Raw genomic sequence first — 22,525 nt, 5'->3', positions numbered from 1 at the left:
CCTCATGACTGGTGATTAATTGAGCCGTCATGAGGTTGTTTGGTATAAGCTTAATTGTGTGGAACGTAGTGATCTAAAAATGTTGTAATATGGTTTTGATATTCAGCGGGATCGATCCAAAAACTTTCAGCGTGAGTGGCGTTTGGGACTTGCCACATTTGTTTAGGCTCATTGGCCGCTTGGTAGTTCTTTTTTAGCATCCAACTAGGGACGTAGATATCCTTTTCACCGTGAATGAACAAGATCGGCCGGTGATTAAGTCTGAGTTGCTCAACTGAGCTAACATCACTTAAATAATACCCCATGCGATGACGGTTAATGAAACTGACCATCGGCACGAAAGGATACTTTGGTAGGTGAAATTGGCGCTTTAACAAGTAAGCGAGCTCTTCTTCAACACTGCTGTAGCCACAGTCGGCAATAATTGCCTTAACTTGGTGTGGTAACTGTTCGCCGCTGACCATTTCAACGGTGGCACCACCCATGCTAACACCAAATAAGATGATTTCAGTGTGGGCACCGTTAATACGGATGACTTTGTCGATCCAGTTGAGATAATCACGACGATCTTGCCAGCCAAAACTAATATACTTACCTGCGCTTTGACCGTGACCACGGTCATCAGGGAGCAAGACGTTGTAACCCATCTGATGAAACATGTAAGCATAATTAGCCATAGTTTCGCCATCACCCTTGTAGCCGTGGGAAATAATGACGGTCCGGTCACTAGCTGTTTTTGCTGGTACATACTGGGCGACAAGGTGGTTATTGACATCATTGACGTTCAATTGCCATTGTTGTATAGGCTGCCGATGTAGCCAATCGACATAAGCATAATAGGCATCAGCGTATTTTTGTTTGTCCGCGGAAGTTTCGGGAACGTAATCAACGCGTTTGAAAGCGAAATCGTAGAGTCTTTCACTTGCTAATAAGGCAGTTGAAAAGATGGCCACTGGGGTGCCAATCCCGGCCAGCATGCGTGTTTTATTCATTCAATATCACTCCTAGTCTCTCATAAATATGATACGCCGATTGAAAGTAATATGAAAATATTTATCACGACAACATAAAAGGCCATCGCGGCGGGCGATGACCTATGAATTGCACTGGTCGCTAGGTGGCATCCCCAGCGAGCTTGTTTTTCATTAACTTTGGAGGAGTAAATGAAAAAGGTTCAAGTGGCTGAAGGAGATGTCCAGTCACTATATGTTTAGTATAGTAGTTTGACCGTTAAAAGGTAACTAAATCGCCTGCTTGATCCGGAAAAAGGCAGAAAATTGCTTGTGGGTGGTCAATATTGCGATACGATTATTTGCCATGTAATTGTCATTTTAGTGGCAACTGAAGTTCATCAGTGGATCGTTAATGCTTGAATGGTGGTAGCAACTTGTTGAAGCACCTGCGTTTTTCGGTTGGTTGTTAGGAATACTCGTTGTGTTAATACCGGGTATTGTTGTTCACGAGCAACTATCAATAACTCACGGTAAAGGGCCGTTGCTGCCAGCAGTGATGGCCGAGCGACGGGATCAATTGTCGGCAACATGGTTAAGGCTGATTCATAGTTAGACATTGCAATCTGTGCTTCATGTTCCCAAAGCTTAATGAACTGTTCAGAAGGAGTATGTGCTCCTAAATCTATCGATTGGAGCTGATAATGATGCAGACATTCAGTTGGCAGATAAATGCGGCCATGTTGATAATCTTCACCAACATCTCGCAATATATTTGTTAACTGCATGGCGATTCCTAATTGGATAGCTGGTTGGGCAATGGTTTGATGATTGGTAGCCAGCATTGGTAGGATCATTAGGCCAACTGAGCCAGCAACGTAATAACAATAGCGTTCTAATTCTCGTTGCGTTGCCGGTTGTGTAAAGTTAGCGTCTTGTTCTTGACCGCTAAGCATGTCGAAAAAGGCATCAATGTTCATATCGTAAGCCTCAAATACGACTGCTAGGGCGCGCCACATTGGGTGATTAGGAATGTGACCAGCAGCAAAGTCAGTTAGAGATCGCCGTAGTGCTACCAGACCTGCGATATCGTGGTGAACATCAACGAGATCATCCGCTGTTCGGCAAAAAGCATAGACGGCGTAAATACTCCATGCGCGAGTCTGTGGTAATTTTGAAAAAGCAGTATAAAATGCATTTGAGGACTGTTTTGTGATTGATTGACAATAATCAAAATCGGCACGGTGTTGTTCGAATTTAAGGTTGGTCTGGGTCATCTTTAATCAACTCCTCAACGGCTAATTTAGCGCTTTGCATGACGATTGGAACACCAGCGCCGGGGTGTGTACTGCTGCCACAGAAATAGAGGTGGTCGGCATAATCAAATTTATTATGGGGCCGGTAATAGTTACTTTGCTTTAAGGTTGGTCTTAATCCAAAGGTGGCACCGTTATATGCGCCGAACTGTTCTTTGAAATCAACAGGTGTGAAATGCTTTTCAAGAACAATATGTTGTTCAAGATCATGAAACGGTATGGTCTGTTTCAGTTTGTCGATAATGAGTTGTCGGTAGTGCTGTATTGTTGCTGGTGACCAATCGTCAAATTTTGAGAGTTCCGGGACGGGCACAAGAATATATAGGGACTCGCAATTCTCCGGTGCTAGTTTAGGATCCATCTTTGACGGTAGGTAGACATAATAAGAAGGGTCAGCTGGTAAAGTGCCTTGTTCAAATAAGGCCGACACGTTCTGATTAAAATCTTTAGCAAAGTGAATGGTGTGTAATGCTTCAGTTGGATACTTTTTGTTCAGTCCAAGGTACAGAACGAAACAGGAACAAGAGTAAGCCATTTGGTCAATTTTTTTATCGGTGTACTTGCCACGAGCCTGTTCATTAGGAATTAACGTGGTCATGGCCGTTGGAAAATCAGCATCGCACACAACGTAGTCACTTAGAACGGTTTGATGGGCTAGCCGAATTCCGGTGGTGACTTGATCTTTGATGATAATTTCTTTAACTGGCGTGGCTAGTTTTAAAGTTCCCCCTTGTTCTTTAAATAACTTGACCAGACTTTTAACGACGGTATACATACCGCCCTTCAAAAAATGTACACCGTAGAATAATTCGATCATCGGAATAATGTTGTATAGTGACGGTCCTTGGTAGGGTGAAATGCCAATATATAATGTTTGAAATGCTAATGAATTTCGTAAGTTTTCATTTTTTATGAACTTAGAGATGTTTTGATAAGCGTTATTAAATGTCCGTAATTGCAAACCAGCGTATAAAGATGGAAGATTATAAAAATCTCGCCAACTGCGAAAGGAACGCTCTAAAAAGTTGGGCTTAGCAATTGCATAGCGATGATAAATATCTGCCAGAAAGGCCAATATGCCATCAACATCGTCGGGAGCTATTCGTGTGATTTCGGTAATCAGTGTCGGCAAATCACGGGATAGGTCCAGACTGGACTGATCCCCGAAGACGAGGTGCATCAATGGTTCGACTTCTTCAAATGGAAGGTAAGCATGTGGATCAACCTCACAAAATCGAAAAATTTCTTCGTAAATATCTTTCATCATGACAATGGTTGGCCCAACGTCGAATGTAAATCCTTGACTGATAATTTGATTCATTTTCCCACCGGGTTGGGCGTCTTGTTCATAAATTGTTACGTTATAACCTAACTTTTGGAGACGCACAGCCGCGGCTAAGCCCCCAATGCCAGCGCCAATAATAGATACTGTTTTCATCAGTAAATCCCCCTTTTGAATAAATGATAATTAAATAACATAGTTAGTTATTAGTTTTATTTTGGATGATGATTGTTAAAAGCACAACAATTATGATTATGACAGACTAATTACTAGCATTAGAAGTGTCGAAAACGATGGTTCAAAATTGATTTGATCGTGGTAATTGGGGCGAAACGCAATAAAAAACCACCGCATCGGGGAATGCGGTGGAAAAAGGAGTAGGGTAAACATGTGACGGGGAATCACATGTTACTATGAATTTCATTACTTTGGAGGAGTAAATGAAAAATTTTAGGTTGTGTTATAGCTGATTGAGTTAACCTCAATTGCTATGATGTAATCATACCGAGGTTGTGTGAAGAATCTGTGACTGAACATGTGTAATGTCGTGAAAAAAAGGGAAAGGCTTTATTAAGAGGTATGGAGAATCTTATGGATTTGGCCTGATTGATCCTAAACAGCGATTTAACGATGTTAAACTAAGAAACGCGGGCTGACTTTTCGTTATTAGCATGCGTTTTTGGATTGCGGACCACTAATTATCGTCGCGGTTACCACCGAATAAAATAATCAGTCGGAGCAATTGCAAGAATGTTGATAATGCGGCTGCAACATAAGTTAAGGCCGCTGCAACAAGAACTTTGCGGACCATTGGTACTTCGTCACGGGTTAAGACTTGACCATCGGATAGAATCTGTAAAGCACGTCGTGACGCGTTAAATTCAACTGGTAGCGTGACGAGTTGGAAGAGTAACGCTAGTGAGAATAGTAGAATCCCGATGTGAATCAATGTTTGATTATAGCTGAGTAATACCCCGACAATAATTAAAGGCAACGACAAGGTCGAGCCGAGATTAGCAGCAGGAACTAAAGCCGTCCGTAAGCGCATGGGCCAATAATTAACGTTGTCTTGGACGGCATGACCACATTCATGGGCGGCCACACCAATGGCGGCAACGGAGGTCGAGTCAGCGGTCGCTTCTGATAAGCTTAGAATCTTAGTCTGACCGTTATAGTTATCAGTCAGATCACCGCTGATTTTTTGCACACCAACGTTATTAATGCCCGATTGACTCAAGATGAAACGGGCGGCATCAGTTCCAGTTGTTCCAGATTGACTACGATAGGTATCGTAATGCCGGAAAGTCCGGTTAACATAGCCAGAAGCAGCCATTGAGATAATCAGACCGATGATGACTAACAGATAAGTTGGATCAAAAAACGAATAAAACAAGGGCAAGACCTCCTAATATAATTTGATATTAATCCGATTTTACCAAATTTGGTGGGACATTCCTACTGAAGAAAATCATTGAAAAGTGTCTTTACTATCGGAAAATATCCGCTGATTATATAATTAACCCAGTTAATTGTAATTGGCAAAGTGTGAAGGAGTTTTCTGATGAAAAAGACGTATCGGACCAAAACGTATGGGGAAATGCCGTTAAAGTTAGATACTGGAAAAGGCTGGATTTTTCCGAAAGGGGTCGAAGTTAAGGCCCGTGTTGATTTAGAGACGGGCCAAGTCAGTTTTTTTGTTGCACCGGAGGATCTTGAGAAGATGAAATAAAGTTAAAGGACTAAGCGTACTCCGAATGGGGAATCTAGCCGGCTCTGAATGAGGGGTGTTTTTTATGATGGTAGGATTGGGTGAAGGCATGTCAGGTGATTAACTGCACCCCAAGACATACATTAAGCAAAACAAAGATAGGTATAACGAAAGGGCTCGGTCAGTGACCATACTTTGCAAACGTCTTAGCAATTTAGTACCCAATAAAAAAACCTCCGTATCGGGGAAATACAGAGGAAAAGGGAAGTAAATCGGTAAAATGTAATTAAGTACACACACATCATTACTTGGGGAAGTAATCATTAAAGTTAGGGGGTCGTTAAGGCTTGGGATTTCCTTAATGACTATAAACATAGTATAACGGCGACGCATGAAGAAAGTATGACGGGAAAAGTTTAAAAGCGTGATTTCCTGGCGAAAAAGTAGCGATGCTAGTTGTGTAATTATGATGATTTTTACAAAGTTTATAATGAATTGACGGTATTCAGAAACGTTAATTAATCAAAAAACGCCGGTGTATCAGTACTTATGGCAGCTTCAAGATCATTAGATGCTATAATTGGGCACAAATTGATTGAAAGGTGTTTTCTAAATATGACAATTAAAATCGTCACCGATTCTTCGGTCCAATTAACGGCGGCCGAAATGACACAGTATAATATTCAAGTTGTTCCGTTACTCGTGGGGTTCGGTGGTGACTTAATTGCAGATACGGCGGTTAGTGCGGCTGAATTTGATCAACAAATGGCGGTCAGTCCAATCTTGCCAACCACCAGCCAGCCTCCAATTGGCGATTTTGTTAGTTGTTATGATAAGTTGACTGCCGATGGTAGCCAAGTCTTGTCACTGCACCTGACGGAGACGTTGAGTGGGACTGTTAACGCCGCCCGGCAGGCAGCTAAGCTAGCGAGTGGTGACGTTACTGTGATTGATACACAGGCCGCCGATCGTGGCATGGCTTTTCAAGTATTAACGGCGGCTCGGATGGCCCATGCTGGTGCTGATATGGCAGCAATTCTAGCTAAAATCGCCGTAATTCGACAACACACTAAGACTTATTTGTTTGTTGATACACTCGATAATTTGGTCAAGGGTGGTCGAGTTCCAAAGTTAGCCGGGGTGGTCACAAATTTAATTAAATTAAAATTTGTCTTTGAATTAGTGGATGGCAAATTAAAACTTTACACGCGGGGCCGTGGGAAGAAAGCATTGATTAAAGCGCAAGCCCAAATCTTAGACCAATTAGCGGATGCCACCCGGGTTGAAGCGGCTGGAATTTCGTATGTTGGTGAGCCAAACGTTGCAGATGCTCCAGAAGCGCTACTTCATAAAGTCGTTCCGCAGGCAGATCTACTGGTCGCCCGAACTAGTCCAATTATTGCAACGCATACTGGTGTTGGCGCCTATGCCCTGATGTTCTATACGATTGATTAAATTTGACAAGTGGACTTACTATTAAAAATTACTTTGATGTGTTATAATTAATTAATAATAAATGAGAACCGTGTTGGTGCACTGTTCTGAGCCTAACCACCATTTTAATGATGACTAGACCCGGATGGGTGCACCTTTTTTGTCACTCTTTTTCAACAAAAGAAAGTAGGAATTTATGTGAGTTATCTTCTCAATAATCCGTTTTTCGGGATCGGGTTGACGGTCTTGGTTTATGGGATTGGCGAGTATTTGTATCACAAAACAAATCGCTTTGTGCTATTCCAACCGCTGTTCTTTGGAATGTTGCTCGGGATTGGTTTATTGGTATTGATTGCGTCGATTCTCAAGGCACCCGTGCAAAAAGTATATGAAGCGTACCAAGTTGGTGGTGATTGGTTGTTCTGGTTTGTTGCACCGGCCACCGTCTCGTTTGCAGTACCGCTATATAAGCGAAATGACATCTTCAAGAAGCATTGGGATGTGATCGTGATTGCGTTAGCCATTGGATTAGGACTATCATTATTTGGCATTTACGGTGTTTCACGCTTACTCGGACTGACGGATGCTGCATTAGGCGCCATGTTGGTGCAAGCCGCCACGACGGCGATCGCCTTACCGGTGGCCGAATCAGTAGGCGGGGATCAAGCCATTGCGGCGTTTGCGGTGATTTTAAATTCGGTATTGATTTATGCTTTAGGTGATCACTTTATTCGTTGGTTTAAATTACACAAGAATCCACTAGGCGCCGGATTGGGTTTTGGAATCGCTGGTAATGCGGTGGGAGCGACTAAGGCGATTGAGGTCAGCGAAGCGGCTGGCGCTACTGGTGCGATTGCTTTTGTAATTGCCGGTATCTTAGTTAATTTCATGGTGCCAGGCTTTGCACAGTTGATTGGTTTAGGTTAGATGGTCCGGGAGGGATTCGATGAAAAAAGGCGCATTCATTAAGCAAATTGTTATTTACGGTCTGATTTTGTTAGCAAGTAGTTTAATTGCTAATTTAGCTAACAAGCTTTGGCCAGCGTTTCCAATGCCAACGCCATTAATTGGCATGATTATGTTGTATCTATTGCTAACGTTCAAAGTGGTTAAGCTAGAACAGGTAGCGGGTGTTAGTAATTTCTTCGTCCAGTTTATCAGTTTGATCTTCATTCCTTCAGGGATCGCGTTGGTTACTAAGTTGGACGTGTTAAAGGCCGAAGGAGTTCAGATTGTCATCGTGATCATTATTTCAACGCTAATGTTACTGCTCTTTACAGCTGGTATCGCGTGGATTTTGATTCAAGTTAAAGAGTGGTTTATTGCTCGACGGACCAATGCTAATATGGAAGTTGAGGAAGATTAAATCTTGGTGGCACATAATTTACTTGCGAGTAGATTGGGTACCAGTTGGATCTAATTGAAATGGGTGGTTTGTTTGCAGGCTGGCCTATTTTAGCTATTATGGTGTGTAGTGATAGTGAGCCGTGGTGGGACGTCCCCATCACGGCTTTTTAGGTCAGTAAGCTGGCCTGATGTGTTAAATAAAAAAGCCACCACATCAGCAGATGTAGTGGTCAAGGAGTAGGAAACATCAAAGTGGGGGCTTTGATGAACCCCATTCATAAGACTTGGGGGAGTCTATGAATGAAAGTGATTATTAGTAAGCGTTATGGCAGCAACGCCCTAACAATCTATAAAACTAAAGAATATTAAGAATTGATAGTTAGTTGGTCACTTTCTATCAATCTGCGACTATTATAATTGCAAAAGTTATCGGCTGCAACTAATTGAGCTGATTAATTAGTTTAAAGTGATGCGTGGTTGGAAATCAGCTGCAAATAATCCCATGTGGTAAAGGTCAATCCGTTGTCCGTCACGCTTGATAGCTCGCTTATTGGTACCTTCAAATTCAAAGCCGCTATTTTGATAAACGGCAATCGCAGCAGGGTTTGTTGCGATGACGTCCAAACAGACTTTGTAGAGGTTTAATTCGTTAAAAGCATAGTTCAATATCAAGTTAAGCGCTTCGGTACCGTAGCCATGACCACGTTCTTCAGGATCACCAATTGCAATTGCTAATTGGGCGACCTGATTATTCCATTCAATATTAAAAAGAGTGACGAACCCGAGTAAGTGGTCGTCTTCTAAGCTATGAATGTGAAAGTAGTATTCCGTGTGACGATCAAGGTTGCGATAAGTTTGTTCAAGGTCTTCACCAGTAAGTGGCCGGGCGGTTGCGGTATCCATTTTACGAACAAAATCAGCATCGGTGTACCAGTCACTGATCTCGTCGAAATCTTCTGGCTGGGGAACGGCTAAGCCCACGTGGGGGCCAACAAATATGTTTTTCAAAATAATCCCTCGCTTGTATTGTTAAATCTTATCTTTATGGTGGCGACTAAACGAGAACTTGTCAACCAAAAATTATGATATGACGTAATTGCCCAGTTCGCTTAGTATGATACGAGGTGCTGATTAGTTGGAAAATGTTTGCCAGTATGTACGTGTCCATAGGATGAATCTGAGCATTGATCCGTAAGTGTTGCTTAGGTAAGTCGCTCGAGTGGTTGATGGAGTGTCCACTCAACTTGGCACGGTTGGTCATTGAATACTTTAATATCGGAACTTTGATTGAGCATTAAGTTGACTTTGAATGTTTTTTGAGATGGTTGCTTGTAAGGGTGCTAATGAGTAGTTGCTTTTTAGTGCACGTAAAGGATGTTAGCATAAATTTTACAGTTACTTTATATGAAGGTTAGTAAAACTTTACGTTAGCTCGCTATATTATAAATAACCGATAACCAGTTGGTGATTAAGGTATGGGAGTTGATTGTATGCGTAGCTTACAAGTCATTCAGATTTCTGATTTACATCTAACCCCCCGAGGGCAAGTACCAGTTCATGGTCAGCAGTACGATCCTTGGGCCAAACTAGCGAACATTATTGATGATATTCGTCAATTGTCAATAATGCCAGATCTGATTGTCTTTACAGGCGATTTGATTCATGATGGCAGTGCTGATGATTATCAGCGATTACACGCGATTGTCCATACTATGGAAGCGGAATTTGGTTGCCATGTCCGAGTCATTCTTGGTAATCATGATCGGCGGGCAGCTTTTTATGCGGGGTATTTGCCAGCTAATCCGGGACCGTATTATGCAAGTCGTATGCGAATTGGAAATAATGACTTTTATTTTTTGGATTCCAAGGTAAGCGGGTATGAAGCGGGATGGTTAGCGTTAAAACAATTGCAATGGCTGGGCAAGCACTTACGGCAAGCTCCGACTAAGCGTGCCTTTTTATTTCTTCATCATCCCTTAGACGGCCCAACTATGATGAACATGCATTATACAATTTTACAAAATACGCCGGCGCTGTTGTCGGTGTTACGAGGCCATAATTTAGGTGGAGTGTTTACTGGACATGTTCATTTTTCATCGAGCTATTTAATTGGGGATAATATTTTGAATGTGGTAGCAGGTTCTGTAGCCTATGCAATTGATTGCCGTAACCCGCATCACCATTATATTCATGAGGGGAGTAGTTACCAAATCATTACAATTGATCGTGGGCAAGTCGGTGTGACAACGCGGCAGTTGCTACATAATAAGCCGGTCATTGATGAATTGACGATTTCAAATACTAAGTTTGTGGACCATGTACCCAAAGGTTATGAATCTAAATAGCGCTTTCTCAATTAACAAGGTATAATTATAATTAAAGGAGGCGTCAACAATGGGGTTATTTTGTTTTCATAAGCAGGAACGACGACCACTACCACCACGGATTAAGCATAAATTGCAACAACGATTATTACCAATTGTGGCGATGGAAATTACAGCAACCACAATTGTTGTAGCGGATATTTTACGAGCAAAGTCTTTTCGCCGAGGGCATCGATTAGGTTGGTTGTTGTTGGCGTTCGTCCAACCGATTGGACCGTGGTTGTACTTTACATTTGGGCAGGAACGTTAAGGTAATAAGTGAATTAGAGTTAGCAACAAAAGTTCGAGTGAAAAACTCGGACTTTTTTTTACGATTATAGCCGAATTCTGTACGTTTAGGCAATTTCTTTGAGGCTAATATGTGTAGGTGTAAAATAAAAAGTGTTAATAAAACTAATTATAATCTGGAACTGGTATGGTGTTCTGAATTATATTGAGGGGGAATTTTAGTAATGCAACGAGAAACTGAATTACGACAACAAGCGCAACAAGATATTCGGGGATTAATTGTACGGTTAAGTGATTGGTCTAACCAATCTGGGGATCTATTAGATATTATTGACGTGCTCACGCAAGTTGGTAAGAAAATGACAACAGTGAAAAACCCTGAGGCGTTGGTCAACCGTTTGGTGAACTATATCCGTAGTGTGGCCATTAAGGGGCGGTTACACTTTCCAGACGAAGAAGAAAGGCTGATGATTGATTTAGGGTTCATCGGTCAAAAGGCGGGGCTAAATGGCACTTATATGGCTGACTATTCCGATAAGTCCCAGTTTTATGGCATGCTGGAGAAAATTCCGCGCCATTAGTTCATTAGAATGAAGTGTTTTTTACGTGATAAACAACAAAAAATTTTCTTTTTTCAAAACAAGGGGAAACTGTATTCCGCTCAGGTTCAAGTGCTCTGAACAGCAAAGGTCGAAACCAAAGTCAAGTTAGATTCAAGTGTTTTGATAGGTTATGTTGGGATTAGGGGGAGTTACTTTTGAGTAAATTTGCAATTAAAGAACATTGGATAGAAATAATTTTGGTAGCTTTACTGGTTTGGATAACAATTTTAAGTGTTGGGTGGCATATTTATCGGTATGGTGGCGATTATTACTATATGAGAGTTAATGGTAGTAGTGGGGCATATCCTGTGACAGTTCCAGTGGGGATTACGCAGAATGGCTATGTTTATCATGGCACTGCTAAAGATAAGTACGGAAATCGCAAACAGCTAGAGTTTCGTACAGTTGCTGACGATTTGGGCCCATTTCATAAAGGTCAGATTATTAGAATTACGTATAATCCAAAATTTGGTGTGACTAAGTTAAGAAAAATAATAATGTTGGTAAATTAGATTTTGGCTTGATGGTTGATGATGCCCTGTTTTGGTGTCACAAGAATTTTAAATCTAATAATAATCGGCCAACATGACTAGCATCTATGCTTATCTGGACAGTGTTTTGGAAACACTTAGCTTGTTGGGGTTTATCTTGAATGAAATACCATAATACAGAATTTAAATCTTAATAGAGGCTGTGACATAACTAGCCTCTGTATAAGCAAATGGGACGAGAAACCGAATTTTGGTTTCTCGTCCCATTCGCTTACGCCTTTAATTTTTAAAGTTGGTCCCTACCGTGACCAGTTTCATAATATTTAACGCCAGTATTACGATTCCGGCTTCCTTGGTGACCTTGTCGAAACCTCGCACCGAGAATCGATTGAAATGTAAAGAAGCCTTCATCTTGCCAAAAACTGGCTCAACATCGATCTTACGTTGAGCGTAAATCTGACCAGTTTCTGGAGATGAAAGTAATTCTCGTTGTTTCGATTTGAAATATTCCCAATTTTCGTTCACGGAAATCCTTTTAAAATATCCTTTTGGTGTTAGTGCAGCGGGAATTAGTTGATGATTTTCATCATACTTTTCGGCAATGTATTCTTTAAAGTCACGGGTAAAACCATACTTATCAGTCCGTTGACGATAAGCATTAAAATTAAACCGGACGTTTTGCGGATTGATAAAATAATCATCTTTTTCATGATAGTCCCAGTTCATAACCTTACGGTCATCACTTTGCCATTTTCGACTATTCTCTTTAAGCATTGTGCCGTATGGAATTAAAACGGTATGCTGACCGAATTCATCTTCCAAGTACCGATAATTACTTTCGGAACCGTAGCCGGCATCGGCAACGATGGTGTGACCTAACACATTGTTGGCCTTTAAATGTTCAATAAACGGTTGTAAGGTTCGTGTGTCGGTTGGATTTTGGAAAAGCCGATATCCCGTAATGAACTGATTACTCGTGGCGATTTGAACGTTGTAGGCAGGTTTTAATTGACCGTTTTGCATCGGATCTTCCTTGACCCGCATAAAGGTGGCATCATAGTCCGTCTTAGAGTAACTGTTACGCTGACCATAGATTGCTTGCTGTGCTTGGTGTTCACGCATTTTATCACGTCGTTTGTCCAACTTACGTTTTTGTGATTTAACAGTCCGGCGTTGCTGTTTGGCTGGGTTCGGGGAAACCTGCTTAGTTGCTTCCACGGGCAAACCGTTCAATTTTACGACTGCTGAAAATGCCATAGCTGTACGCTAAAAGGACCAGTTTTAACATGGTACCGAGGTTATATTCCCGCGGACGGCCAAACTGGTAATCATATTTTAGTTTTAAACTCTCAACAAGCTGGTTGATGTAACGAGCAGGATGATGCTCTTCTGGTTGGTAATCCAAGGCGATACTCAAAGTGGTTTGATTCATGTTATAATAATCTTGCATATTAGGAATGTCCTTTCGAGGATAATTTCGTAGAGTATCGGGTGCGACCGATGCTCTTTTTTTATTTTTTATTATATCAAAAGTAGGTCTGGAAAAATTCGAAGATTTTTCCAGACCTACTTTTTTTCTAGAGACTTATGTCACAGCCTCTTTTAAGATTAAGTTTTATTATTACGATTAAACTTTATTCATTATGCGTTAATTTTAGTCGTTTCAAATCAGCTATTTTAGTAACATTGAGTAATTTTTGACAATCTGAACATAATCCGTAGACTTCCATATTGTGCCCGGTGACTAGGTAACCAGAAAGTTCCGCCGCCTTGGCTTCAACACTGCGGAGGTCGGGCTCAAAAACATCAGTGATTTTACCACAATTTTCGCAGACCACGTGGTAATGGGGCCGACCGAAAAAGTCATAGTGGGTCCCGGCATCGCCATTTTGTAATTCAATCACGATTCCGAGGTCGACAAAGAGTTTTAACGTATTGTAGACCGTTGCTAAACTCAGGTTAGGTAACTGAGTCGCTAATTCCTGATAGATGGTTTCAACAGATGGATGATTATGATGAGTGATTAAGTAGTTAAGAATAATTTGCCGTTGCGGTGTTACGCGGATCTTGTGGTCCTTTAATTGTTGCAAGGCTTGAGTTAACATATCTTCTGCCACGACGCGGTTCCTCCTTTTATCATATTCACCCTTATTAAACCACACTTTTTAGAAGGATTCCAATTTAGAAACGTCACTAAATAAAACTTTTGACAAAATTAATTAACGAAATGGCTGAAAGGGCTTTACTAGGGGGGCTAATCTGAGTAGACTAACGATAATTAAGTTGATCGTCATGGAGGTGGCTGAGATGCATCAATTAATTGTTCCCGCGTTGCCTCTGGAACGTAGCCGCTATGAACGCGCCTATGTTTTAGGACTAGAAGCAATGATGGCTATTATCCAGCAACTCGTGGCTAGTAAAAGTGATCAGCAAGCACTGACCGACCAGTTTCCAGTGTTTGAGGTAAGTTACGATGTTCCGCACGCAAATAAGCAAGTAGCAACGATCAAAGCCGCTGTCGCTAATTCAAAAGTCCAACCAATTAGAATAAGTGTGACACGGCGGCAAGTTACGTTACAGTTCATGATACAAATTCCAAATAGTAAGCCGGTGTGGGCACCGTCAGCAGGTGCGTTATGGCGGCTGTATGATGGCTTTTTGAGTAATTTAACGGGCGTAGACTTGCCTGACATAGTCGCCGTTCACATTAGCTTGGAAAGTGTAATTAGCTCGTTGACAGTAACTGTGCCAGTTCGGCCTAGTTTTCAAAATTATGGTATTCAAGCGCCAACAAAATTACAAGTGAGCTGTCTGGAACCGGGCCAAATTTTGCCGCCGGTACCAGCCCAGCGAGCGATAATTTATCAATTAGGCCAGTACTTGAGTGCGACTCACTCCAATGACTAGTAAGTATTACGATAAAGCGGAGTGTCATTAGGAATGTAATCGATGACCACAATCCTGACTGAATCAGATCAGGACACTAAAAAACTTTCCCAGCGTAAGTAGCCGAGAAAGTTTTTTAGTGTGTATATTTTAACGTGATGAATTGTGGCAATTAAGCTTGGTGTCGCAAGGATGGCTGTTCAGGTGTGGCAGTCTGCGGTGTGGCAGTCTGCGATTCAGCTTGCGCCCAAACAAGTAGTTGAGCTTGAATATTTTCCAATATTTTCATGGATAACTGGTAGTCACGCTCTGAGCCAGTACTATTAAAACTTAATGTACAAGTTCCGGCAAACGTGCTAGCAGCAATTTCCATAGTGGGTGATCGATGAAAAGTTCCAGAAAAGACGCAGTTAACAATCGTTAAATCGTGGAAATTCAGACGTTGTTGATCGACAACGCCGAAATTTGTGTAGCGTAATGCTGGTTGCGGTAACCAACGATTTGTCATTTTACGCATAACGGTAATGGGCATTGTATGGTTCATCTTTTGTAAGTTGCTGAGTCGATATAGGAAAGCGACCCGGTTACGTTCAGCTGTTAATAAAGTGTGTACTTGATTGACGAGTTCACTAAAAGGAGCATCGATATCAACTTTAATCGTTAAGAAAACGTTAACTGTTAAATTAGCAACTTGAGTAATGTTAGCATCTTCAGACATAAAACGACGTAAGTCAATCGGGCAAGGCAATGTGACGGTGGTGTGTCCAGTTAGAACTTGGAGAGCTTTAGCATAGGCAGCTAGGATCGCCTCACTAATGCCAACATCCTGAGCCTTGGCGACCCGACGGACCCGCATGAATTGCGTGCTGCTGAGCATGACATGACCGCCGTGACGTAGGTTGATTCCCGGATAATGGGGAAGTTTGATCATCCCGGAGACGATGGGAGTGTGACCACGCGGACGAGCGAATTGGCGCTGTAGTTTGGCAATGACTGGCCGGAGCCGCCGTTCGTTATGCAAGTTCGTGAGGTCAGCGTAATTATATGCTTGTGCAAGTAAATAAAGATATTCTTTAAAGCCCCGATTGTCAGTTAGTAGTCGACTCATAAAGGCTTGTAGAACGTCATAGTCACCGTGATGAATGACGAACAATCGTAGTTGTGGACTATTAGTAAAATCAAAATCGGTGTTTTCAGGACTGTACGGACTCTGGACTTCCTGAATGACTTGGTTGATTGGTTGATCAGTAACAACAAAACGATTGCGGTCAACTTGGTAATGACCAAAAATCTCGGGTACGATTTGTGCAGAGGCAAGAACGGCTGCTTTTAAGCGTTCGACATCAATCTGGCTGGAGAAAACAATCCGTGAACGCATTAATGGCGCGGCGCCAGTGGTATGTAACATATTCAAAAAGTCAAGTGCTTCACCACGATAATACACGATTAACCCCCCAATCAATTTCTCTATTATTAGTATAGCAGACTCTACTGATAGCGATGGTAGTGGACGTTTGGTTTTGAAAAAAGTTAAGAAACATTTGTGAAAGTTTATTAATTTTCACCGGCAATCGGTGAGCGTTATTCTGGGCAATAATATGTGGATATGTCAACTGAGATTAAGCTTTGATTGGACTAAGATACGTATTGTGTGGATGAAAAATGTTGACGTATGACCACTTGTTAGCTCGTTGTTTGGGGGTGATTGTGAATGTTCATATTCGCTAGCTATTCCCATCTAAAGAAGCATTTAAGACAATTCTTAACGTCCCAATAATGTACGGTACGATGAGTTAGCAGATTTAGACTGATCGCTTTGATCTTAAGGCTTTATGCTGCCCAAGCAACGTGCATAAACGACTAGACTCTGATAAGAGATATAAAATGGTCTTAGCATGCCGCCATGATTAATTAAAGCTAAACTTTTGATGAAAGAAGGATATTTTTTGTAACCGGTTCCGAATATTTGCAAAAAAAGGGGTATACTAAAAGTAATTACAACTTAAAGGAGTTTTTCACACGATGAAGATTATCGCACTTGTCGGCAGTATTCGACGTTCATCATATAATCGTAAGTTAGCGGCATTTGTTCAAAAACGCTATGCTGAGAAATTGGATGTTACAATTCCGGACTTGGGCGCCCTACCTTTTTATGATCAGGACATTGAGCTGGAAGCCCCTGAGGATGTGCAAGTCTTTAAACAGGCGGTTATGGATGCTGACGGTGTCATTTTTGTGACACCAGAGTATAACCATAGTGTTCCTGGTGTTTTGGAGAATGCGATTGATTGGCTGTCGCGCGTTGAACGACCACTGATTGGTAAACCAGCCATGATCTTAGGCGCCACGATGGGTCCCTTAGGAACGGTGCGCGCCCAGAGTCATTTACGGCAAGTACTAGATTCACCGGGGGTTGGTATGCGGATTTTGCCTGGTAATGAGTTCTTATTGAGTGCCGTGCAAGATAAGATGAATGCCGCTGGTGATATTACGGATAGTAAAGTTGTTGAGTGGTTAGATCATTGTGTGGCTGATTACCTTAAGTTTGCTAACCAGTTAGCCGTTAGCGACTAATTCGGATAAAATAATTGATAAGGAGAAGTTTCGAATGAATAAAGAACGTAAACTAATTTATGTTATTTTAAATGACGAAGATGTGGAATATGATCTCGAAGAGTTACCAGATCAATATGTGGTATATATTCGCCAACAAGCTGGAGATTCACGCGACTTGTCATTAGTTAATACTGAGATTCAAAACCTGTTTAAAGATGCCGAATTGGACTTTCAAGAAAAGGTCAAGCCTGAAAATCGGCAGGCTGACATTGTGTTAGCTGTTAAGCGCAGTACGGTAGCAGATGACTAAGTGTTAATTTTATGAAATAGTCGTAACGGAGTAAATTGTTTCCGTTATGACTATTTTTTTAGTATCTGATAAGTGAAATGGACCAATCGAAAATGAGGAGAATTATGATGACGATTGAAATGTTGTATCAACAAATGCTAACAGCTATGGGACCGCGACACTGGCTAGAAGCTGGAGTGGCACCTGCTGAGACACCATGGGAGATCCTCTGGGGTGGCATTCTAGTACAAAATACCAACTGGCGTAATGTGGATTACGCGTTAGCAAATCTAAAAACGGCAACTGCTTTTGAACCCGAACGATTATTAGCCTTAAGTGATGCTGACTTAACAACTTTGGTTAGACCCGCGGGCTTCTATACGCGTAAAGTTCCGACATTAAAAGCTTTAGCTGGCTGGTGTGAGCAATACAATTTCGACCTAACAGTGATGCGCGCGTTACCGGCCGAACGATTGCGGCATGAATTAAAGCTGTTACGGGGTATTGGCGATGAAACGGCTGACTATTTTAGCATGTATGTTTTTCATCAGCCGACAATTATTATTGATACGTATTTACGGCGACTATTTGGCTGGCTTAACCAACCATTACCGAGCAATTACTTGCAAGCACAACAACTTGTCATGCGAGCGTAGCATTATGATTTAACGACGGCTTGGGAGTGGCATGCATTGGTTGTTGATTTTGGTAAGCAAGTTAAAACAACGGCTGACTTTGAACAATCATTTCTAGCAACGCAACGATTAACACTTGGTTCACAAGGTTCGGCAAACTAATTAAACAAGCCCGTGATTTGAAGTGAATGGGGCTAAATTAAACGGGTTTAATTGACCGCCCTAATCAGGACGGCTATTATTATATTTATAAAAGAAAGTGCTTTTATCGTTAAGGACATTGCTTAATGAGTTGGGTTAACTTATTGGCCAGTCACTGGGTACTTAAATCAATTATTATATAATTTTATAAAAATCAGTGACCAAGATTAGTTTGTTAACAACGCGATTATTGATTCAGTCAAAGGGGGAGAATCGCTATGAAGCAAGTGCATTTATTAACGCCGGTTGCAGGGCAGTTAGTGCCGTTAGCGTCGGTTCACGATCCGGTGTTTTCACAAGGGATGATGGGGCAAGGATTCGGCATCGAGCCGACAGATGGCCAGGTCGTCGCACCAATCAGTGGCAAAGTAACGATGGTGGCAGCGAGTTTACACGCGATTGGTTTTACGGGGAATAACGGACTGGAGGTGTTGGTTCATCTTGGTATTGATACGGTTGAATTAGCAGACCATCCACCGTTTAAAGTTAATGTGCAAGTTGGTGAGACAGTTACGGCTGGTGACAAAATCGCCATGATGAATTTAGCAGCGATTGCCAGTGCCAACAAAGCGACAACGGTGATTATGGCTGTGACTAATTCTACGGATATGGTCACTAAATTGACACCAGAAGTGGGAGAAGTTCGTGCGGGCGTTGTGGGTGCCGTAGTTGAATTGAAGGAGCACGTTGATGCGCCACCGATTGTTAAAGGCAAAGGTGGTAAATACGCCGAATTAGCAACTCAAATTATTGCTCAAGTTGGTGGCCCAGTAAATATTAAAAGCGTAATTCACTGCATTACGCGGGTTCGGTTTTATTTGAAAGATGAAAGTCAGGCTAACGATGAGGGGATTCGAAACCTTAAAGGTGTGATTGACGTTGCTAAGGCGGGTGGTCAATACCAAGTCGTGATTGGGCCAGCGGTAACTGACGTCTATGATGCAATCGTTGCTCAGTTAGGACCTGGCTTTGGAGATGCGGATGCATCGGCCATTGCCACAGAAAAAGAAGCTAACCGCTTAGCTTGGCAGAAGATGACACCGTGGCAGAAAGTTAAACATGGCTTTAGCAGTCTGATTGGTGTGATTACCGGTTCAATGATTCCAGTAATTGGATTGTTAGCGGCTTCTGGGATTTTAAAAGGGATTCTGTCGTTACTGACGAACTTTAAGCTGGTATCTGCGACGACACCAACCTATGTCATTATTAATGCGATGGGCGATTCGGTCTTCTACTTCTTACCGATTTTTGTTGGTTTTACCGCGGCTAAGAAGTTAGGATCTGATCCGGTCATCATGGGGATTATTGGTGGGGTCCTAACGTATCCAGCAATTGTCGGTATGGCAACAACTGGGAAAGTGACTGGGCATCTGTTAGGGATGGCGATCAATGCCAACTTCTTTGGAATTCCAGTCCACGTTGCCTCCTACACGTATTCGATTTTCCCAATGATTGCGGGTGCGTGGTTAGCAAGTAAGTTGGAGCCGTGGCTCAAACGGGTAATTCCAACAGTCTTACGGATGATTTTCGTACCATTGTTTGAAGTCGTAATTATTTCTGGCGTCATCATCATTGTTTTGGGACCGATTATCACTGCTTTATCAGGTGCATTAGCAGCTGGAATTGTCGCCATTTACAAACTCAGCCCCGCAATCTCTGGTTTAATTATTGGTGGCTTCTATCAAGTCTTGGTTATCTTTGGGTTACACTGGGCGATCATTCCAATTGTCGTCAACGATATTACGACAACGGGGCACAGTTATTTGAACGCCATTGTTTCCGCAACGATGGTTGCCCAAGGTGGTGCGGTCTTAGCGATTGCATTGAAGTCTAAAGTTGCTAATATTAAAGAGCTCGCTTGGCCAGCAACAATTTCGGCCTTTTGTGGGGTCACCGAACCCGCAATGTACGGGATTAACTTGAAATACGGCCGGGCATTTATTACCGCTAGTATTGGTGGGGCCGTCGGTGGTTTCTTGACCGGGCTCTTCAACGTTAATATGTGGGGCTTTGCCGGCTCATTGATTGGAGCAACGTCCTTCGTTAATCCTAAGGGGCTCGACTTTAGCTTCTATGGTTTCTTGATTGCCTCAGCGGCGGATTTAATTGTCGCCTTCGCATTGACTTGGATGTTTGGGTTCTCTGATCATGATGCTAAAAGTGTTAAAACGGCGCCTGAAAAGAAGCATCTTGGTCAGCAAGTTGCAAACTAAATAAGTGCTGATGTATTTACTAAATACACCCTGATTTGGACGATCCGAGCGATTTTTAATCACTTGAATCGTCCATTTTGCTAGTGAAAATGGTCTCTAAAGATGGAATAATCAGCCGCTGGTAAGGTAAATTAAGTCGGTTAGGGAGATGCTTTAATTGACAAGTGGATCTAAATTAGGTTTAATGTAACTAATAAAGTTACATGAAGGAGCGGATTAAATTGAAATATGCGATTACGGGTGCTACTGGTCATTTAGGGCGACAAATTGTTGCAGCTATGAAGCCGTTGATCAAAACGTCGGAACTTTACTTAGGTGTTCATACGCCTAGTAAAGCGCAGGCTTACCAGCAACAAGGTATGCATGTTGCAGCGATTGATTATCAACAGCCGGAACAATTACGAGCTTTTTTTCAAGACAGCGATGTGTTGATCTATATTCCCAGCAAGAGCCATGACAGTTATTCACGAGTACAAGAATTTGAAAATGTGTTGGCAGCGGTTCAGCAAGCTAATGTCCAGCATTTTTTGGTGATGGGCTTTATTGCGGATCAAGTCAACAACCCGTTTGCACTATCAGCCTTTTATGGTTATGTGCCACGGCGATTGGCCGGAACCACTATTAATTATACAATTGTGCGTAATGCGTTGTATGCTGATCCACTGATTCCTTATTTACCAGAATTGATTGAGCGTCATAATGTGATCTATCCGGTAGGTGATCAAGCACTGAGCTTTATTAGTCAGATCGATAGCGCTGCGGCTTTTGCGAAGGTTGCAACAACTCCCGCGTTATTACAAGCGAGGCGGATTTATACGCTGACACAGAGTAAGGCTTACACTATGCCTGAGTTGGCAGCAGTATTGAGTCAGGTCAGTGGTCAATCGATCGGTTATCAACCAGTGACATTGCAAGCGTTCAGCGATTTATATGATCAAAATGGTGAAGGGCAGATGCTGGCGTCGATGTATGCAGGTGGGGCTTTAGGGTTGTTAGCAACGGTTAGTGATGATTATCAAACGATTATGGGTCATCCTGCACAATCATTGGCGGCATTCTTACAGGCAAATTATCACGAAGTTAATTAATCACGGAAAATTCCATGCGAGTTAATGGTGGTGACCAAATTCCATGCTATAATTTACATTAAATAGCACTTTTGGAAAGGAGGCGCCAGCATGGCAAACGGGACGCGTGCAGATTTACGCGAGCTTTTTCATCGGGGACAATTAACAATTGGTATTAGTGAACTAAGTAAAATGACTGGTGTCTCACCACGACAGTTACGGTACTGGCAAAAAAAGGGGTATATTATTCCTAAGAATGAGGATGAACCGGGGCAGGCGCGCATTTATACCATGAAGATGGTTATTAAGGCCGCCGCAATGAGTAACTTGCTACAAACCGGTTATACGTTAAAAGCGGCTGCGGCTCAGGTGGATGAGCGGATGCGACCGGCGCAAACGATGTACCACGTGCTAGTAGACCGGTATCAAGGATATGAAGTGGCGGACGATGGTCAGATTTTAGTTGATTTGGGGCCTTTTGACCCGCAACCTGATCAGGAGTTATACGCTAAGCTCGTGGGGGACCGGGTAACGTTTGAGTTAAAAGACAATTTTAAGATAGATGATTAGCCGTCGGTAACAAGGGCAGCTAATATTAAGTTGTTTTAAATGATATTGTTAAAGTAATTGGATAATCTTAGCAGCGTGATTTCGCGATAATGAAATTACGCTGTTTTTTTGGGTGTTTAATATAAATAGTTAATTAATCCAGTAAATGATTTGTCTTCCTGTAAGGTTGCGTGCAGAATCGAAGTAACATTGGTAATTGTTATCGATATTCTGGGGGGAATGTCGTTCATAATACGATCAAAGGATGAAACTTTAAAACAATCTTGAAGTGCACGACTAGCCAAGCAAATTATTTGTTATTAACTAAAAGGTACACTAGCTCCAAGTGTACTTTTATGAGCTTAAATAATGTATACGGTTACATTA

General features: G+C 42.0%; 22 protein-coding genes and 1 pseudogene. 15 read left to right on the top strand and 8 right to left on the bottom strand.

Annotated features, from left to right (window positions below):
• Positions 1–50: 50 nt before the first annotated feature.
• The 4 genes from RXV91_RS06970 to RXV91_RS06955 form a co-directional block, all read right to left on the bottom strand.
• Positions 51–992 carry an alpha/beta hydrolase gene (locus RXV91_RS06970; protein ID WP_316439277.1) on the bottom strand — a complete coding sequence of 314 codons (942 nt, stop codon included), beginning with the start codon at positions 990–992 and terminating at the stop codon, positions 51–53.
• Between the two features lie 359 nt (positions 993–1,351).
• Entirely contained in the window at positions 1,352–2,227 is an 876-nt protein-coding gene (locus tag RXV91_RS06965; protein WP_316439276.1) for a phytoene/squalene synthase family protein, read from the bottom strand.
• Complete coding sequence (locus tag RXV91_RS06960) at positions 2,208–3,704, bottom strand: phytoene desaturase family protein (RefSeq protein WP_316439275.1); 1,497 nt, start codon at positions 3,702–3,704, stop codon at positions 2,208–2,210. The genes RXV91_RS06965 and RXV91_RS06960 overlap by 20 nt, the downstream gene beginning before the upstream one ends.
• 538 nt (positions 3,705–4,242) lie before the next feature.
• A complete protein-coding gene (locus RXV91_RS06955) occupies positions 4,243–4,941 on the bottom strand; it encodes a zinc metallopeptidase (protein WP_316439274.1) in 699 nt (232 codons plus the stop codon).
• Positions 4,942–5,109: 168 nt separating this feature from the next.
• Between RXV91_RS06955 and RXV91_RS06950 the strand changes: the two genes are divergently transcribed.
• The 4 genes from RXV91_RS06950 (at position 5,110) to RXV91_RS06935 (ending at position 8,056) form a co-directional block, all read left to right on the top strand.
• Positions 5,110–5,277: a hypothetical protein gene (locus tag RXV91_RS06950; protein WP_316439273.1), complete on the top strand. Its 168-nt coding sequence runs from the start codon at positions 5,110–5,112 to the stop codon at positions 5,275–5,277.
• Between the two features lie 594 nt (positions 5,278–5,871).
• Positions 5,872–6,711, top strand: a complete 840-nt coding sequence (locus RXV91_RS06945) for a DegV family protein (protein WP_316439272.1) — start codon at positions 5,872–5,874, stop codon at positions 6,709–6,711.
• 177 nt (positions 6,712–6,888) lie between these two features.
• Complete coding sequence (locus RXV91_RS06940) at positions 6,889–7,617, top strand: LrgB family protein (protein WP_021730744.1); 729 nt, start codon at positions 6,889–6,891, stop codon at positions 7,615–7,617.
• Between the two features lie 19 nt (positions 7,618–7,636).
• On the top strand, positions 7,637–8,056 hold the full coding sequence (locus tag RXV91_RS06935) for a CidA/LrgA family protein (protein WP_316439271.1): 420 nt from the start codon (positions 7,637–7,639) through the stop codon (positions 8,054–8,056).
• Positions 8,057–8,493: 437 nt separating this feature from the next.
• Here RXV91_RS06935 and RXV91_RS06930 read toward each other — a convergent pair whose 3' ends face one another.
• The gene (locus RXV91_RS06930) at positions 8,494–9,045 is read right to left on the bottom strand and encodes a GNAT family protein (protein ID WP_316439270.1); all 552 of its coding nucleotides are present in this window, start codon (positions 9,043–9,045) and stop codon (positions 8,494–8,496) included.
• A gap of 482 nt (positions 9,046–9,527) precedes the next feature.
• Here RXV91_RS06930 and RXV91_RS06925 point away from each other — a divergent pair, with 482 nt between their 5' ends.
• From RXV91_RS06925 to RXV91_RS06910, 4 genes are all read left to right on the top strand, one after another.
• Positions 9,528–10,382: a metallophosphoesterase gene (locus RXV91_RS06925; RefSeq protein ID WP_316439269.1), complete on the top strand. Its 855-nt coding sequence runs from the start codon at positions 9,528–9,530 to the stop codon at positions 10,380–10,382.
• Between the two features lie 49 nt (positions 10,383–10,431).
• Positions 10,432–10,671 (top strand): PLDc N-terminal domain-containing protein, encoded by a 240-nt coding sequence (locus RXV91_RS06920; protein ID WP_316439268.1) that lies wholly within the window; start codon positions 10,432–10,434, stop codon positions 10,669–10,671.
• Between the two features lie 202 nt (positions 10,672–10,873).
• Entirely contained in the window at positions 10,874–11,230 is a 357-nt protein-coding gene (locus RXV91_RS06915) for a bacteriocin immunity protein (protein WP_316439267.1), read from the top strand.
• Positions 11,231–11,406: 176 nt separating this feature from the next.
• Positions 11,407–11,763 carry a YxeA family protein gene (locus RXV91_RS06910; protein ID WP_316439266.1) on the top strand — a complete coding sequence of 119 codons (357 nt, stop codon included), beginning with the start codon at positions 11,407–11,409 and terminating at the stop codon, positions 11,761–11,763.
• Positions 11,764–11,925: 162 nt separating this feature from the next.
• On the opposite strand, the pseudogene RXV91_RS06905 reads toward RXV91_RS06910, so the two are convergent.
• Both RXV91_RS06905 and RXV91_RS06900 read right to left on the bottom strand, forming a co-directional pair.
• Positions 11,926–13,192: pseudogene (locus RXV91_RS06905) on the bottom strand (transposase).
• A gap of 184 nt (positions 13,193–13,376) precedes the next feature.
• The gene (locus RXV91_RS06900; RefSeq protein ID WP_316439265.1) at positions 13,377–13,859 is read right to left on the bottom strand and encodes a Fur family transcriptional regulator; all 483 of its coding nucleotides are present in this window, start codon (positions 13,857–13,859) and stop codon (positions 13,377–13,379) included.
• Positions 13,860–14,049: 190 nt separating this feature from the next.
• On the opposite strand from RXV91_RS06900, the gene RXV91_RS06895 reads away from it, so the two are divergent.
• A complete protein-coding gene (locus RXV91_RS06895; protein WP_316439264.1) occupies positions 14,050–14,649 on the top strand; it encodes a hypothetical protein in 600 nt (199 codons plus the stop codon).
• Positions 14,650–14,800: 151 nt separating this feature from the next.
• Here RXV91_RS06895 and RXV91_RS06890 read toward each other — a convergent pair whose 3' ends face one another.
• Positions 14,801–16,090 (bottom strand): hypothetical protein, encoded by a 1,290-nt coding sequence (locus RXV91_RS06890; RefSeq protein WP_316439263.1) that lies wholly within the window; start codon positions 16,088–16,090, stop codon positions 14,801–14,803.
• Positions 16,091–16,650: 560 nt separating this feature from the next.
• Between RXV91_RS06890 and RXV91_RS06885 the strand changes: the two genes are divergently transcribed.
• The 6 genes from RXV91_RS06885 (at position 16,651) to RXV91_RS06860 (ending at position 22,159) form a co-directional block, all read left to right on the top strand.
• Positions 16,651–17,202, top strand: a complete 552-nt coding sequence (locus tag RXV91_RS06885; RefSeq protein WP_316439262.1) for an NADPH-dependent FMN reductase — start codon at positions 16,651–16,653, stop codon at positions 17,200–17,202.
• A gap of 34 nt (positions 17,203–17,236) precedes the next feature.
• Positions 17,237–17,494, top strand: coding sequence for a hypothetical protein (locus RXV91_RS06880; RefSeq protein ID WP_316439261.1), 258 nt, complete (start codon positions 17,237–17,239; stop codon positions 17,492–17,494).
• A 104-nt stretch (positions 17,495–17,598) separates the two neighbouring features.
• Positions 17,599–18,129 carry an endonuclease III gene (locus tag RXV91_RS06875; protein WP_316439260.1) on the top strand — a complete coding sequence of 177 codons (531 nt, stop codon included), beginning with the start codon at positions 17,599–17,601 and terminating at the stop codon, positions 18,127–18,129.
• Between the two features lie 398 nt (positions 18,130–18,527).
• Positions 18,528–20,522, top strand: a complete 1,995-nt coding sequence (locus RXV91_RS06870; RefSeq protein WP_316439259.1) for a glucose PTS transporter subunit IIA — start codon at positions 18,528–18,530, stop codon at positions 20,520–20,522.
• Between the two features lie 221 nt (positions 20,523–20,743).
• Positions 20,744–21,610, top strand: a complete 867-nt coding sequence (locus RXV91_RS06865; protein ID WP_396426753.1) for an SDR family oxidoreductase — start codon at positions 20,744–20,746, stop codon at positions 21,608–21,610.
• A gap of 90 nt (positions 21,611–21,700) precedes the next feature.
• Positions 21,701–22,159 (top strand): MerR family transcriptional regulator, encoded by a 459-nt coding sequence (locus tag RXV91_RS06860; protein WP_316439257.1) that lies wholly within the window; start codon positions 21,701–21,703, stop codon positions 22,157–22,159.
• The last annotated feature ends 366 nt before the right edge of the window (positions 22,160–22,525 follow it).

The organism is Lactiplantibacillus sp. DA1 (genome assembly GCF_032681335.1).
GTDB lineage: Bacteria > Bacillota > Bacilli > Lactobacillales > Lactobacillaceae > Lactiplantibacillus.
This window is presented reverse-complemented; position numbering and strand designations above follow the sequence as displayed.

Coding starts and splice junctions, on each gene's coding strand:
- RXV91_RS06970 (WP_316439277.1), bottom strand. CDS start 992: ATGAATAAAACACGCATGCTGGCCGGGATTGGCACCCCAGTGGCCATC.
- RXV91_RS06965 (WP_316439276.1), bottom strand. CDS start 2,227: ATGACCCAGACCAACCTTAAATTCGAACAACACCGTGCCGATTTTGAT.
- RXV91_RS06960 (WP_316439275.1), bottom strand. CDS start 3,704: ATGAAAACAGTATCTATTATTGGCGCTGGCATTGGGGGCTTAGCCGCG.
- RXV91_RS06950 (WP_316439273.1), top strand. CDS start 5,110: ATGAAAAAGACGTATCGGACCAAAACGTATGGGGAAATGCCGTTAAAG.
- RXV91_RS06945 (WP_316439272.1), top strand. CDS start 5,872: ATGACAATTAAAATCGTCACCGATTCTTCGGTCCAATTAACGGCGGCC.
- RXV91_RS06935 (WP_316439271.1), top strand. CDS start 7,637: ATGAAAAAAGGCGCATTCATTAAGCAAATTGTTATTTACGGTCTGATT.
- RXV91_RS06925 (WP_316439269.1), top strand. CDS start 9,528: ATGCGTAGCTTACAAGTCATTCAGATTTCTGATTTACATCTAACCCCC.
- RXV91_RS06920 (WP_316439268.1), top strand. CDS start 10,432: ATGGGGTTATTTTGTTTTCATAAGCAGGAACGACGACCACTACCACCA.
- RXV91_RS06915 (WP_316439267.1), top strand. CDS start 10,874: ATGCAACGAGAAACTGAATTACGACAACAAGCGCAACAAGATATTCGG.
- RXV91_RS06895 (WP_316439264.1), top strand. CDS start 14,050: ATGCATCAATTAATTGTTCCCGCGTTGCCTCTGGAACGTAGCCGCTAT.
- RXV91_RS06885 (WP_316439262.1), top strand. CDS start 16,651: ATGAAGATTATCGCACTTGTCGGCAGTATTCGACGTTCATCATATAAT.
- RXV91_RS06880 (WP_316439261.1), top strand. CDS start 17,237: ATGAATAAAGAACGTAAACTAATTTATGTTATTTTAAATGACGAAGAT.
- RXV91_RS06875 (WP_316439260.1), top strand. CDS start 17,599: ATGATGACGATTGAAATGTTGTATCAACAAATGCTAACAGCTATGGGA.
- RXV91_RS06870 (WP_316439259.1), top strand. CDS start 18,528: ATGAAGCAAGTGCATTTATTAACGCCGGTTGCAGGGCAGTTAGTGCCG.
- RXV91_RS06860 (WP_316439257.1), top strand. CDS start 21,701: ATGGCAAACGGGACGCGTGCAGATTTACGCGAGCTTTTTCATCGGGGA.